A 13876-nucleotide genomic window follows, 5' to 3' on the forward strand; every position below is an offset into this window, starting at 1 on the left:
GTTAGGCTAACCTACATTCGCCGTCGATCGAGACGGCCCCGCCCGCCCGGGAGACCCCGTACCGAAAAGGTGCCCGCCCCATGACGCACGCCGAGACCGCCCCCTTCCGGTTCTTCTCGCTCCGGGTCGACCGGACGCGGCGCCTCGGCCCGTCCCTGGTCCGGGTCACCTTCACCGGGGAGGACCTGAAGGGCTTCGCCGCCGGCGGCCGCGACCAGTCGCTCTCCCTCTTCCTGCCGCACCCCGGCCAGGAGGCCCCCGTCCTGCCGCCCCTGGACGGGCAGGACATGTACGCGATCCTCGGCGCCTGGCGGGCTATGCCCCACGAGGAGCGGGCCGTGATGCGCTCGTACACCGTCCGCGAGCAGCGCACCGGGCCGGACGAGCTCGACGTCGACTTCGCGCTCCACGAGGACGGCGGGCCGGCCTGCCGCTGGGCCGCGGGCGCCGGGCCCGGCGACCGGGTGGTCGTCCTCGGACCCGCCGTGGCCGACAACACGGCCGTCCGCTTCCGGCCGCCCGAGGACGCCGACTCCGTCGTGATCTGGGCGGACGAGACGGCCCTCCCGGCGGCCTCGGCGATCCTGGAGTGGCTGCCGGCCGGGACCCGCGCCCGGGTCTTCCTGGAGGTCCCGTACCCCGGCGACCGGACCGAACTGCCCACCGCCGCCGACGCCGAGGTCACCTGGCTCGTACGGGAGGAGGGGGCGCCGTCCGCCGTGGACGCGGTGCGCGGCGCCGAACTGCCCGGAGCGTCCCCGTACGTCTGGATCGCGGGCGAATCGGGGTCGGTGAAGGCGCTGCGCCGCCACTTCGTGCGCGAGCGCGGGCTCGACCGGCGCCGGGTGACGTTCGTCGGGTACTGGCGCAGGGGCCTGTCCGAGGACGCCCTGCGCGAGGTGCCGGACGAGACGCGGGAGGACGCGGCGCGCGACGAGACGGCCCGCGACCAGGCGTAAGGCCGCCGCGATTCCCGCCCCTCCGCCCCGCCACGTAATCCATCTCACTCAAACCGGCCCCGCCCGGGGAGGTTTGAGGGTGCTCACCGCAAAAAAATTAGGTTAGGCTCACCTACATTCCGCCGATCGCGTTCCCCCGGCGATCCCCCACGTCCCCGGCGTTTCCTCCCGAAAGGGTCCCCGCATGCGCTCCCACCTGCTCAACGGCACCACGGCGGAGAGCTATCGTCGCTCCGTCACCGAAGGCGTCGAGCGGGTGGCGGACAAACTCGCCTCGGTGCGCGGGCCGTTCACCGGCACGACCCCCGCCGAGCTGGCCCCCGTCATCGACGCCGTCGACCTCGACCGGCCGCTCGGGGACGTCTCCGCCGCCCTCGAAGAGCTGGAGGACGTCTACCTCCGCGACGCCGTCTACTTCCACCACCCCCGCTACCTGGGCCACCTGAACTGCCCGGTCGTCATCCCCGCCGTCGTCGGCGAGGCCGTCCTCTCGGCGGTCAACTCCTCCCTGGACACCTGGGACCAGAGCGCCGGCGGCACCCTCATCGAGCGGAGGCTGATCGACTGGACCGCCGGCCGGGCCGGCTTCGGGCCCGCCGCCGACGGCGTGTTCACCAGCGGCGGTTCGCAGTCCAACCTCCAGGCGCTGCTCCTCGCCCGCCAGGAGGCCAAGACGGACGACCTGTCGAAGCTCCGGATCTTCTCCTCCGAGTGCAGCCACTTCAGCGTCCAGAAGTCGGCCGGCCTCCTCGGCCTCGGCGCCGGGGCCGTCGTCTCCGTCCCGGTCGACGCGGAGAAGCGGATGCGGGCCACCGCCCTCGCCGCCGAGCTGGCCGCCTGCCGCGCCGAGGGCCTGGTCCCGATGGCGATCGTGGCCACCGCCGGCACCACCGACTTCGGCTCCATCGACCCGCTGCCCGAGATCGCCGAGCTGGCCGACGAGTACGGCACCTGGATGCACGTCGACGCCGCCTACGGCTGCGGACTGCTCGCCTCCCCCACCCGCCGTCACCTGCTCGACGGCGTCGAGCGGGCCGACTCGGTCACCGTCGACTTCCACAAGTCCTTCTTCCAGCCGGTGAGTTCCTCCGCGCTCCTGGTCCGCGACGGCGCCACCCTGCGCCACGCGACGTACCACGCGGACTACCTCAACCCGCTCCGCACGGTCGCCGAGAAGATCCCGAACCAGGTCGACAAGTCCCTCCAGACCACCCGCCGCTTCGACGCGCTCAAGCTCTGGATGACCCTGCGGGTGATGGGCGCCGACGGCGTCGGCGGCCTCTTCGACGAGGTCTGCGACCTGGCCCGGCAGGGCCACGCGCTGCTCGCCGCCGACTCCCGCTACGAGGTCGTGGTCGAGCCGAGCCTCTCCACGCTCGTCTACCGCTACGTCCCCGCCGGCGACGCCGACCCCGAGGCCGTCGACCGGGCCAACCTGCACGCCCGCAAGGCCCTGTTCGCCTCCGGCGAGGCCGTCGTCGCCGGGACCAGGGTCGACGGCCGCCAGTACCTCAAGTTCACCCTGCTCAACCCCGAGACCACCGCCGCCGACATCGCGGCCGTCCTCGATCTGATAGCCGGCCACGCCGAGCAGTACCTGGGAGAGAACCTTGTCCACGCCTGAGACGGCCGCACACGAGACGACCGCGCGCGACGCGGCTCGGATCCACGACTTCATCGGCATCGGCCTCGGTCCGTTCAACCTCGGACTCGCCTGCCTGACCGAGCCGATCGAGGAGCTGGACGGCCTCTTCCTGGAGTCCAAGCCCGGCTTCGAGTGGCACTCCGGGATGTTCCTGGAGGGCGCCCACCTCCAGACCCCGTTCATGTCGGACCTGGTCACCCTCGCGGACCCGACCTCGCCGTACTCCTTCCTCAACTACCTGAAGGAGAAGGGCCGCCTGTACTCGTTCTACATCCGGGAGAACTTCTACCCGCTGCGGACCGAGTACAACGACTACTGCCGCTGGGCCGCCGACCGGCTCACCTCGGTCCGCTTCTCGACCACGGTCACCGCCGTCACCTTCGACGAGGCCGCCGAGGTGTACGAGGTGGCCACCGAGGGCGGCGCGACGTACCGCGCCCGCCGGATCGTGCTCGGCACCGGCACCCCGCCGCACGTCCCCGAGACCTGCCGGGACCTCGGCGGCGACCTGATCCACAACTCGCGCTACCTGCCGAACAAGGCGGAGCTCCAGAAGAAGAAGACCATCACCCTGGTCGGCAGCGGCCAGAGCGCCGCCGAGATCTACTACGACCTCCTGAGCGAGATCGACGTCCACGGCTACCGGCTCAACTGGGTGACCCGCTCCCCGCGCTTCTTCCCGCTGGAGTACACCAAGCTCACCCTGGAGATGACGTCCCCGGAGTACGTGGACTACTTCCACGCGCTGCCCGAGCGGACCCGCTACCGCCTGGAGACCGAGCAGAAGGGCCTCTTCAAGGGCATCGACGGCGAGCTGATCAACGCCATCTTCGACCTGCTCTACCAGAAGAACCTGAACGGCCCCGTGCCCACCCGGCTCCTCACCAACTCGGCGCTGCACACCGCCGCGTACGACGAGGAGAGCGGCACGTACGCGCTCGGCTTCCGCCAGGAGGAGCAGGAGAAGGACTTCGCCCTGGAGACCGACGGCCTGATCCTGGCCACCGGCTACAAGTACAGCGTCCCCGCCTTCCTGGAGCCGGTCCGCGACCGCCTCCGCTGGGACGGTCAGGGCCGCTTCGACGTGGCGCGCGACTACGCGATCGACACGACGGGCCGCGGCGTCTACCTCCAGAACGCCGGCGTCCACACCCACTCGATCACCTCGCCCGACCTGGGCATGGGCGCGTACCGCAACGCCCGCATCATCGCCGCGATGCTGGGCCGCGAGCACTACCCCGTCGAGAAGACCATCGCCTTCCAGGAGTTCTCCGTATGACCGTCCGCTTCCGCCCGCTCGACCCCGTCCAGGACGCGGAGCTGCTCCACGGCTGGGTCACCCACCCCAAGGCCGCCTTCTGGATGATGCAGGACGCGAGCCTGGAGGACGTGGTGCGCGAGTACTCGGCCTTCGCCGCGAACCCGCACCACGAGGCGTTCATCGGCCTGGTCGACGGGGTCCCCGCGATCCTCATGGAGCGCTACGACCCGGCCCACCTGGAGCTGGTCGGGCTCTACGAGCCGCAGCCGGGCGACGTCGGCATGCACTTCCTGGTCGCGCCCACCGACACCCCCGTGCACGGCTTCACCCGCAAGGTGATCACCGCCGTGATGGCGGAGCTGTTCGCCGACCCGGCGACCGCCCGCGTGGTGGTCGAGCCCGACGTCGCCAACAAGGCCGTGCACGCGCTCAACGCGGCCGTGGGCTTCGTGCCCGAGCGCGAGATCCAGAAGCCGGAGAAGAAGGCGCTGCTGAGCTTCTGCACCCGGGCGCAGTTCGAGGCCGCCGTGGGAGCCGCCGCATGAGCACCGTTCCGCAGACCACCGACCCCGTCGCCCACCTCACCCCCGGGCGCTGGGCCGACGCCAACCGGGCGCTGATCCGCAAGGGCCTGGCCGAGTTCGCCCACGAGCGGCTGCTCGACCCGCGCGCGCTGGGCGACGGCCGGTACGAGGTCCTGTCAGACGACGGCGCGACCGCGTACCGTTTCGCCGCCGACCGGTACGCCCTCGACCACTGGCAGGTCGACCCGGCGTCGATCACCCGCCACCGGGGTGACGACGAACTCCCCCTGGACGCACTGCTCTTCATCACCGAGCTGCGCGGCGCCCTGGGGCTGAGCGACGAGATCCTGCCGGTGTACCTGGAGGAGATCTCCTCCACCCTGGCGGGCACGGCCTACAAGGCGACCAAGCCGCAGGTCTCCTCCGCCGACCTGGCCCGCGCCGGCTTCCAGGCGATCGAGACCGGGATGACCGAGGGCCACCCCTGCTTCGTCGCCAACAACGGGCGGCTCGGCTTCGGCGTCGACGAGTTCCGCGCGTACGCCCCCGAGGCCGCGAGCGACATCCGCCTGATCTGGCTGGCCGCCCGCCGCGACCGGGCCGCCTTCACCGCCGGGGCGGGCATCGACTACGAGACCTTCGTCCGCGCCGAGCTGGGCGACGCGGCGGTGGACGGCTTCGCGGCGACCCTGGCCGCCCGCGGCCTGGACCTCGCCGACTACCTCCTGATGCCGGCGCACCCCTGGCAGTGGTGGAACAAGCTGTCCGTCACCTTCGCCGCCGAGGTGGCGCAGGAGCGCCTGGTGTATCTGGGCGAGGGCGACGACACGTATCTGGCGCAGCAGTCGATCCGTACGTTCTTCAACACCTCGGACCCGGCCAAGCACTACGTGAAGACGGCCCTGTCGGTCCTCAACATGGGCTTCATGCGGGGTCTTTCGGCCGCGTACATGGCGGCGACCCCGGCGATCAACGACTGGCTGCACGACCTGATCGAGAACGACTCCGTCTTCAAGTCGGCGCGCTTCTCGATCATCCGGGAGCGGGCGGCCGTCGGCTACCGGCACCTGGAGTACGAGGCCGCCACCGACCGTTACTCCCCCTACCGCAAGATGCTGGCCGCGCTCTGGCGCGAGTCGCCGGTGCCGTCCCTCGCGGAGGGCGAGCGCCTGGCGACGATGGCCTCGCTGCTGCACGTGGACCACGCGGGCGCGTCCTTCGCGGGCGCGCTGATCGCGGAGTCGGGCGAGGAGCCGACGGTCTGGCTCCGCCGGTACCTGGACGCCTACCTCCTCCCGGTCCTCCACAGCTTCTACGCGTACGACCTGGCGTTCATGCCGCACGGCGAGAACGTGATCCTGGTCCTGGACGAGCGCGGCGGGGTCGTGCGGGCGATCTTCAAGGACATCGCCGAGGAGATCGTCGTCATGGACCCGGACGCGGTCCTGCCGCCGGCGGTGGAGCGGGTCCGCGCGGAGGTCCCGGAGGACATGAAGCTCCTCTCGGTCTTCACCGACGTCTTCGACTGCTTCTTCCGCTTCATGGCGGCGACCCTCGCGGCGGAGGGCGTCCTCGGAGAGGACGACTTCTGGCGCACGGTCGCGGAGTGCGTACGCGGCTACCAGGAGGAGCACCCGGAGTTCGCGGCCCGCTTCGAGCGGTACGACATGTTCGCGGAGACCTTCGCCCTGTCGGCCCTCAACCGCCTCCAGCTCCGCAACAACAAGCAGATGGTCGACCTCTCGGACCCGTCGGCGGCCCTCCAGCTCGTCGGCGACCTGGCGAACCCGATCACCCGCTTCGCCTGACCCGAGAACCGTCCCGAGACCGGTGCGGGCCCCGACGGAGTACGGTCACTCCGCCGGGGCCCGCGCCTTTTTCTTCCCTGCCGACGGTCACGCCCCTCCGTAGGGGCAGGAGTCCCCGTCCTCGCGCGGGCAGGCGATGAGCGCGCGCGACACGTACTGCTGCGCCTTCGAGCAGTAGCCGAGGACCACGTCGTTCCCGGCCGTCAGCCGCAGCCTCTCCCGGACCCGCTGGAGCCGGTCCCAGACCGGGAAGTGCTCCTGGTCCACGGGAGGGTTCTGGGTCAGCTCCCCCTCGATCCAGGAAACGGCCTCCTCCACGCCGGTGTACGTGGCCGCCACCTGCGCGGCGGACCGCCGCAGCCAGTCCTTGATCTCGATCGGCGGGTGGTCGGCCGGTACTTCACCGCGTCTGATCATCGGCCAGGTGCCCGGCCTCCAGGAGCAGAAGCGCCCCGATCAGGTACTCGCGGGTCCACCGGATGGCCGCGTCGGATGCGGCCGGCAAGGAGGTCGGGGAAATCTCCGCCCGCAGCGCGAAGTCCACGAGGACCTTAGAGTTCCGGGGCCAAAACGGTCAGTCGCAGGAGGGCGGCCAGGGTTGTCACCGTCGGCACGACGAACCACCACCGTCGCAGCCACTGTGCCTTCACGAACAGCACGGTCAGCAGTGCCGCGACGACAGTCACCCCCAGCGCCGTGCCCGCAGCGAAGCCCGAGTGAGAGACCGTCTCCGTGTCCCAGGGCCCCGCCGGCTCGGCCGCGTAGGCAAGGAGAAGCAGATACGCCGTGCCGAAGTGCGCCACCAGGAGCACCACGGCGCACACGGCGGAGCCGATCCGGCCGGGGAGCCTCCCCGTAGCCGTGCGGCGCCCTGGTGCAGCAGGGCTCGTGACGTCGTTCACCGCATCGCCTCCCTGGCCTGATCCAGCCTGTTGCCGAAGCCACGACCGTATGCCTGGGCTGCGTCGGTCTCGTAATAGGGGCCCCGTTGTAGCGGGCGGCCAACTCCTGCATCTGCGCGCGAGTCATCTGTTCCGGTGGTACGTCGGCGAAGCTGCTCTCGGCCTTCAACTGGGCGAGGTACTCGGAGGCGATGAAGATGTTCGTGCCCGGATCCTTGATCGCGTTCACCACGGTGCTCCGCAGGAGATCCGTGAGATTGTGCGGATCGTAGCCGAGCACCTCGGCGGCACGCCGCACCTGGATGGCCATGGGCCCCATGGAGGTCCGGTCGGGATCCTCACTGCCCGGAATGATCTTGCGCCCCTCGTAGGCCAAGTCGTCCAGCAGACCGGGGTCGCCCTGGACCTCCTGCCAGGCGATCCCTGCGACCATCTCCGGCGGAAGCCCTGAATCCTCGGCGGCGGCCTTGATGAGCTCCTTGTTCGCGGAGATGTACGAGCGGCGCCCCTCGTCGTCCTTCGACGGGAGCCAGTAGTTGTTGCCCTGTCCTTCGGGGAGGCCGTCCACGCGCGTCTGGATGCGGTAGAGCGTTTCGGAGACGACCACGTCGCGGCCCATGATGGGGATCGTGTCGACCTTGGGCCCGGAGCCCGGCAACTGTGTATTCGGGTTGTCGCTCGCCTCGCGGGCCTCCTTCTGCAGGGGTCCGAGGTTCTTCAGGAACTCGGCCGCATCGGGCAGAGTCCCCTGGTAGTCGGGTATCGACTTGTACGCCGCCCTGAGGTCGGCAACGCACAGCTCCCGCGCGGCGGACTCGACGCGGAGCGCGTCACCGTAGTGGTCCTTGGTCTGGTTGTAGTAGCGCTCAGCGTCTTCCCGGATCGCGTCGACGTCCACGTTCGCTTCGGCGAGCCAGTCCAGCGCCCCGTGTTCGCGCGCAGATCCTCCCACTGTCGCAAGGGCTCTGCTGCCCGCGCGGTGGGAGTGACGGCCTGAGCCTCACGGGCCATCACCTCGGAGAGTCTGCCCTCGGTGTGTTGTCCGTTCTCGTAGTGCACCTTGGCGGTGGTGACCGCATCGGCGTACCTGTCCAGCGCAGAGCCGGCCTTGCGAAAGGCTTCCGAGAGCGCATCTGCCAGACTCTTGCTCTCACCGAGCCTCCTGACGTAGAGGTCGCGGGCCTCGCTCACCCACTCGACCTTTCCGGCCTTGCGGAAGGCGTCGTCGGTCGACTCGATGAGTGTATGGAGGCGCCGGAACTCGGCGGCATTGCGATCGATGAGCGTCGGGTTCGCGTCCTCGAGGAACTGGACATCGTCACGGTATGCCACAGCAAATCACCTGTTCTCCGGCGGCACGAAGCGGCCGCAGTCCAGCATGGCATTCATCTGGCCCTGTACGTCCCTGTCCACGGTCGTGTAATTGTTGCCGGCGGACTTCAGCTTCGTCGACAGGGATGCGAGCAGCGCGACCATGTCGCCGTACTGATCCTTGGCGAACCGAGCGAGCATGTCCACCTGCGCGGCAACATCCGCGTGCGCGCGGGGCATGCGGGCCTGGGTTGCGTTCTCGCCGTCCATGCGGCCCTCGTAGAGGAGTCCGGCGATCTCCATGAGCAGGTGTGAACTGCCATCAAGTGACGCTGCGTTGACTGAGTAACCGTCCCCCGGGCCTGTCAGGCTCCCTGGGCGGTCGCCGCCTGTCGGGGCCTGGTTGAGTTGCATCTGCGCAGCAGCTTGCCGTCGGGCAAGCGCAGCCTCCTTGAGGCCGGCCCACTCCTCTTCGAATGACATCGCTCTCGCCCCCGTGAGTCTGACCATGTGCTCAAATGCGTACGCGAGTGCACACCCGGTCAGGATGTCACATCGGTTTCGGGGCGGCATGGGCAATATCGCACCCTCCAACCGTGTTTCCCGATAAGACATTTGACACTGAATGCCGACCTGACGGGTCGCGGTCCGTCGCAGGCCGAGCAATGGCGAGCGACCGTCTTCCTGCGGGGCCGGCAAGACGTTGGATGCGGTACGGGCCGCGGTACTCCCGCCAGCCCCACGCCGAGCGCCCGGTCAGCCCCTCGACCAGCCGGTGGGCTACGAAGCTGATTCCGAAACGATCAGTTACAGGTGTGCGGGTGGGAGGAAGAAGCGGCCAAGGCTCACACGCGAAGTGCGGGCCCCGGCTCCAGGTCAGGTGTTCGCGTCGGCCCTGGCGATCCAGCCACGGGCGAAGGCGGTGATCTTCTCCGCGCTCATCCGCAGCTCCCGGCCGGCCCCTCGGGCTCGCTGTCACCGAGCGCGTATCCGCCGCCGTGCAGTTCGGCGAGCGTGATGCGGCTCTCCGCGTTGCCGTCGTTGCGCGTTCCGCCCCCGGACGGTCTTGCCGGACATCACCGGGGGCGGGACGTGACCGCTGCCTCTGGAACGAGGGAGCGGAGTCTCGTGGGGGTTCACCCGGGAGGGCGGAGAACCTCAACCGGACCCGTTTACGCAGGTCAGCACCGCTCTTCCGGCGGGGCGCCCCTCTTCAGGGTCATCTTCGGCGGGTCGTGCGGGTGGTTGCGGTTCTCCACCGCGCAGTCCACGGCGGCGGACTCGTCACGCTGCGGCCCCCGGCGCGTGCAGTGGTCGAACCACTGGACCAGATACGCGCACGGGGTGCAGTCGGGGACCGGCTCGGGCCGGGGCCGGAGCCCGCGGTCGGCGGAGAGGACGAGCACGGGGGTGGTGAGGACCCGGATGCGCGCCCACTCCTCCCCGGTCGGCGCCCGCAGGTCCCCGGGCAAGGCGGCCCACTCGGCCCCGCCACCCGGAGGCCGTACGTACACGCTCCCGCTCTGCGTACGGGGGACCTGACCGAGCCGGACCGTCTCCCCACCGGCGTCGGCGACGAAGACGCCGGCGACGGGGAGGGACGAGGGGTTGTTGCACACGGGCACGACCACTCCTCTCTGTAGCGAATCCACTACCAGGAGTGTCTGGCGTGAACCAGAGTCGGCTTCTCTTCAACTAGTCCGATACGAAGGGCAAGTCATGGTCGACCGCAAGGAGTTAAGGCCGTAATCCAGCCCTCAGGCGGCTTACGGAGCGCATCTGCGCAGGATGCGGGAGGAGCGAAGCTGGACCCAGGAGGACCTAGCCGAACCCATGGGCTGCTCCAGTCAGCACATCTCCGCACTCGAAACTGGTCGCAAATCGCCAACCCTGCCGTTCTCGCGCAGAGCCGATCAGGTCTTCGGCCTCACCGGAACCAAAGAGTCGTTCGAGCGCGAGTGGCGCGACATGCGGCACTGGAGCGGACCCAGCCGCCCATGATCTTCGTGGTGATGGACGAGAGCTGCATCCGTCGCCCCGTTGGCGGCCCCAAGGTGATGGATGCGCAACTGGAACGGCTCGCCGAGTTCGCGGACAGCCCCAACGCCCTGCTCCAGATCGCCCCGTACGCCATAGGAGAGCGCCGCACGTTCGACCTGCCGGTCAACCTGCTCACTCTCGCCGACCGATCCATGGTGGGCTACACCGAGTCGCAGGCCCAGGGGCACTTCGACCGGCAAATGACGTCCGTAGTGCCCATGTTGACGGCCCACCATCAGCTTCAGGCCGCGTCGCTCTCCCAGGCGGAATCCGTGGCCGCGATCCAAGAAGCGCGAAAGGGCACCTCGTGACGACCGACACCCCCCGCTGGTTCACGTCCTCCTACAGCAACAACGGCGGCAACTGCGTCGAGGTCGCCACCAACCTCGTCCCCACCCGCGGCACTGTCCCCGTCCGGGACTCCAAGCAGCCCGCCGGGCCCGTTCTCGACCTCCCCGCCCCCGCCTTCGCCACCTTCGTGGCCTGCGTCCGGGACGGCGGGTTCGGCGCCCGCTGAGGGGCCCGTCCGTGCGGCGGCGAAGCCGAAGAGGGCGACCCTCACGCCAGGAGGACCTCGACGGAGATCGTCGCCGCCAGCACGACGTAGACCACGCACGCGCCGTAATTGAGCGCGACCGTCGCCTTCGACGAGCCGGTGAGGCGTGTGCGGAAGAAGCCCGACAGCATCCCGATGCCCCCGTAGAGGACCACCTCCATCAGGACGTTGATCGCGCCGAGGAGGGCCATCTGCGCCCCGGGGGCCTCCGCGTCGCCCAGGAACTGCGGAAGGACCGCGAGGTAGAAGAGGATGATCTTCGGGTTCGTCAGGCTGATCAGCAGGCCGCGCAGGTACCACCGGCCCGCCCCGACGTCGCCGTGTCCGCCGAGCGCGCGGCGCGCGCTCCTCAGGGTCGCGCACGCCAGCCACAGCAGGTACGCCGCGCCCACGATCCTCACCGCGTCGAGCACCGACGGGTGCGAGCGGGCGATCTCCCCCAGCCCGGCGACGACGGCGGTGGCGTAGAAGCTCATGCCCGTCCCGATGCCGAGGATCGCCTTCAGCGCGGCCCGGCGGCCGCCCTCCAGGCCCACCGCGAGCATGTAGGCCATGTCGGGCCCGGGTGGGCCGAGAAAGAGCAGGATCACCGCGATGTAGCCCGGCAGTACCGATAAGTCCACCATGGTCCAGCGCCTCCGGCCTCGTCGTGATCGCCGTCCGTCTCCCCGTTCCCGTCCGGTCGATTCGGCCTCCGCGCACACGAAGGAACGCCCGGCCGGGCGGGTCCCGGCCGGGCGTTCCCCTTCAACGGATCGTTACGGCGCCGGCCAGGGCACCTCCGGCGAGCGGTACCAGTCGATGCCCAGGGCCTCGAAGCGCGGGGCCTGTTCGGCGAGGCGGACCTTGTACGTGTCCCAGTCGTGGGTCGCGGCCGGGGACCAGCCAAGTTCGGCGACGCCCGGAAGGCGCGGGAAGGCCATGACGTCGAGGTCGTCGGTGGTGGCGAGGGTCTCGGTCCAGAGGGGGGCCTCGACGCCCCGGACGGCGCTCGCGGGGGCGCCGGGGAGGTAGGCCGCCGGGTCCCAGTCGTACGACCTGCGGACCTCGACGTATCCGGCCCAGGCGAGGCCGAGCTTCGTCTCCTTCGTGTACTTCATGTCGAGGTAGGTGCGGTCGGCGGGCGAGAGGATCAGGCCGGTGCCGCTGCGCGCGGCGGCGGCGACCCGCTCCTTCTCCTCGGCGGGGGTGCGGTCGAGGCCCCAGTACTGGACGAGGGCGCCGGGCGCGGGGGCGGTGCCGGTGAGCTGGTGCCAGCCGATGACCTTCTTGCCGTACTTGGCGACGACCGGCTGGACCTTGTCCATGAAGGCCACGTAGTCGGCGTGGCTGGTGGAGTGGGCCTCGTCGCCGCCGATGTGGAGGTAGCGGCCGGGGGTGAGGGCGGCGATCTCGCGGATCACGTCGTCCACGAAGTCGTACGTGACCGGCTTGGGCACGCACAGGGAGCTGAAGCCGACCTTGGTGCCGGTGTAGAGGGGCGGGGCGACGCCGTCGCAGTTGAGCTCGGGGTAGGAGGCGAGGGCCGCGTTGGTGTGGCCCGGCACGTCGATCTCCGGGATCACCTCCTGGTGACGGGAGGCGGCGTACCGGACGATCTCCTTGTACTCCTCCTTGGTGTAGAAGCCGCCGGGCCCGCCGCCGACCTCGGTGGAGCCGCCGTACGTGGTGAGCCGGGGCCAGGAGTCGACGGCGATGCGCCAGCCCTGGTCGTCGGAGAGGTGCAGGTGGAGGGTGTTCACCTTGTAGAGGGCGAGCTGGTCGATGTACCGCTTCACCTCGTCCACGGTGAAGAAGTGGCGGGCGACGTCGAGCATGGCGCCCCGGTGGGCGTAGCGCGGGGTGTCGGTGATGGTGCCGCCCGCGACCTTCCAGGGGCCGTTCTGGACGCTCCTGCGCTCGACGGCGGAGGGGAGCTGCTGGCGCAGGGTCTGGACGCCGCGGAAGAGTCCGGCGGGGCGGTGGGCCGTCAGGGTGATGCCGTCCGGTCCGGAGCGGAGCCGGTAGCCCTCGTCCCCGAGGGCGGTGTCGCCGGGGCCGAGGCGGAGCCGGATGCCGCCGCGGGCCGCCTGCTCGTCCACGACGGGCAGCGGGAAGCCGGTGGCGGGCCGGAGCAGCTCGGCGAGGTAGGCGCCGACCTCCCCGGCCTCGCGGGAGCCGGCGCTCACCCCGATGCGGGTGGCGGAGGTGAGGGTGTAGGGCTCGCCCCCGGGGGCGACGGAGGCGGGTACGGGGACGATGCGGCCGAGCGGGCGGACCTCGGGCTCGGCGGCCCGGGGGGCGGGCGCCTTGTCGTCGGCCTCGGCGGCGGCCTCGCCGCAGCCGACACCGGCGGCCGCGACCAGGAGCAGGGATCCGATCAGGCGCGGAATCCTTCGGCGCTGTCTCACGGGCGGGCTCCCCTTCGGGTGGTCGACGCGTCTGCCATGTCTATATCCGAACCATGCCATTGCGTACCGCCGCGCTCACCGGCGCGCCCACCGGCGGCCAAGGTCTAGGCCAATCGTCCGAATCGGAGGGGGAATCGGTGATCCCTGCCCGATTTCGGGCAGGATTCTTGCGCGAGGAGGGGGGAAGCCCTCAATATTCACGGGTGCTCGAACGCCGCCCGTCGCACGACGACCTCATCGACCACCTGGTCCGCAGCACCGCGCTCCAGCGCGGTGAGGCCGCCCGGGTGGTGCTCGACGTGCTGGCGTACTTCGACGAGACGACCGAGGAGTTCGTCCGCCGCCGCCACCGCGAGCTGCAGGCCGGCGGGGCCGTGAACGCCGAGATCTTCGAACGGATCGCGGCGGAGCTGCCACACCGGGCCGTCGCACCGCAGGAGCTCTCGCTCCGGCAGCTGCGCCGGATCGTGTACGGCTGAG

14 protein-coding genes and 1 pseudogene are annotated in these 13876 nt (G+C 70.3%); 9 read left to right on the top strand and 6 right to left on the bottom strand.

Going from position 1 to position 13876, the window contains the following annotated elements:
• Positions 1–80: 80 nt before the first annotated feature.
• The 5 genes from CP977_RS12460 to CP977_RS12480 all read left to right on the top strand — a co-directional run bounded on the left by CP977_RS12460 (position 81) and on the right by CP977_RS12480 (position 6197).
• Positions 81–959, top strand: a complete 879-nt coding sequence (locus CP977_RS12460; protein ID WP_062755439.1) for a siderophore-interacting protein — start codon at positions 81–83, stop codon at positions 957–959.
• A gap of 184 nt (positions 960–1143) precedes the next feature.
• Positions 1144–2583, top strand: a complete 1440-nt coding sequence (locus CP977_RS12465) for a pyridoxal phosphate-dependent decarboxylase family protein (protein ID WP_062755437.1) — start codon at positions 1144–1146, stop codon at positions 2581–2583.
• Positions 2570–3883, top strand: coding sequence for a lysine N(6)-hydroxylase/L-ornithine N(5)-oxygenase family protein (locus tag CP977_RS12470; protein WP_079131196.1), 1314 nt, complete (start codon positions 2570–2572; stop codon positions 3881–3883). The genes CP977_RS12465 and CP977_RS12470 overlap by 14 nt, the downstream gene beginning before the upstream one ends.
• Positions 3880–4410 carry a GNAT family N-acetyltransferase gene (locus tag CP977_RS12475; protein WP_062755435.1) on the top strand — a complete coding sequence of 177 codons (531 nt, stop codon included), beginning with the start codon at positions 3880–3882 and terminating at the stop codon, positions 4408–4410. Before CP977_RS12470 ends, CP977_RS12475 begins: the two co-directional genes overlap by 4 nt.
• Positions 4407–6197: an IucA/IucC family protein gene (locus CP977_RS12480; protein ID WP_152370099.1), complete on the top strand. Its 1791-nt coding sequence runs from the start codon at positions 4407–4409 to the stop codon at positions 6195–6197. Before CP977_RS12475 ends, CP977_RS12480 begins: the two co-directional genes overlap by 4 nt.
• An 87-nt stretch (positions 6198–6284) precedes the next feature.
• Here the strand turns inward: CP977_RS12480 and CP977_RS12485 are convergent, their stop codons facing one another.
• The 4 genes from CP977_RS12485 to CP977_RS12505 form a co-directional block, all read right to left on the bottom strand.
• On the bottom strand, positions 6285–6614 hold the full coding sequence (locus CP977_RS12485; protein ID WP_152370100.1) for a hypothetical protein: 330 nt from the start codon (positions 6612–6614) through the stop codon (positions 6285–6287).
• A 39-nt stretch (positions 6615–6653) separates the two neighbouring features.
• Positions 6654–7997, bottom strand: coding sequence for a lysozyme family protein (locus CP977_RS12495; RefSeq protein WP_208420711.1), 1344 nt, complete (start codon positions 7995–7997; stop codon positions 6654–6656).
• Between the two features lie 440 nt (positions 7998–8437).
• On the bottom strand, positions 8438–8893 hold the full coding sequence (locus tag CP977_RS34805; protein ID WP_244412630.1) for a hypothetical protein: 456 nt from the start codon (positions 8891–8893) through the stop codon (positions 8438–8440).
• Positions 8894–9591: 698 nt separating this feature from the next.
• The gene (locus CP977_RS12505; protein WP_152370103.1) at positions 9592–10035 is read right to left on the bottom strand and encodes a hypothetical protein; all 444 of its coding nucleotides are present in this window, start codon (positions 10033–10035) and stop codon (positions 9592–9594) included.
• Positions 10036–10198: 163 nt separating this feature from the next.
• On the opposite strand from CP977_RS12505, the pseudogene CP977_RS34810 reads away from it, so the two are divergent.
• The 3 genes and pseudogenes from CP977_RS34810 to CP977_RS12515 all read left to right on the top strand — a co-directional run.
• Positions 10199–10288, top strand: a pseudogene (locus CP977_RS34810) (helix-turn-helix transcriptional regulator); the annotation flags it as partial.
• Between the two features lie 2 nt (positions 10289–10290).
• Positions 10291–10761 (top strand): DUF5753 domain-containing protein, encoded by a 471-nt coding sequence (locus CP977_RS12510; RefSeq protein ID WP_229991640.1) that lies wholly within the window; start codon positions 10291–10293, stop codon positions 10759–10761.
• Positions 10758–10967 carry a DUF397 domain-containing protein gene (locus CP977_RS12515; protein WP_152370104.1) on the top strand — a complete coding sequence of 70 codons (210 nt, stop codon included), beginning with the start codon at positions 10758–10760 and terminating at the stop codon, positions 10965–10967. The genes CP977_RS12510 and CP977_RS12515 overlap by 4 nt, the downstream gene beginning before the upstream one ends.
• A 41-nt stretch (positions 10968–11008) precedes the next feature.
• Here the strand turns inward: CP977_RS12515 and CP977_RS12520 are convergent, their stop codons facing one another.
• Positions 11009–11632 carry a LysE family translocator gene (locus CP977_RS12520; RefSeq protein ID WP_152370105.1) on the bottom strand — a complete coding sequence of 208 codons (624 nt, stop codon included), beginning with the start codon at positions 11630–11632 and terminating at the stop codon, positions 11009–11011.
• 132 nt (positions 11633–11764) lie between these two features.
• Positions 11765–13396, bottom strand: coding sequence for a beta-N-acetylhexosaminidase (locus CP977_RS12525; protein WP_229991629.1), 1632 nt, complete (start codon positions 13394–13396; stop codon positions 11765–11767).
• A gap of 203 nt (positions 13397–13599) precedes the next feature.
• Between CP977_RS12525 and CP977_RS12530 the strand changes: the two genes are divergently transcribed.
• Entirely contained in the window at positions 13600–13875 is a 276-nt protein-coding gene (locus CP977_RS12530) for a hypothetical protein (protein WP_062755427.1), read from the top strand.
• Position 13876 lies beyond the last annotated feature (1 nt).

The sequence above is a fragment of the Streptomyces cinereoruber genome, from assembly GCF_009299385.1.
GTDB lineage: Bacteria > Actinomycetota > Actinomycetes > Streptomycetales > Streptomycetaceae > Streptomyces > Streptomyces bikiniensis.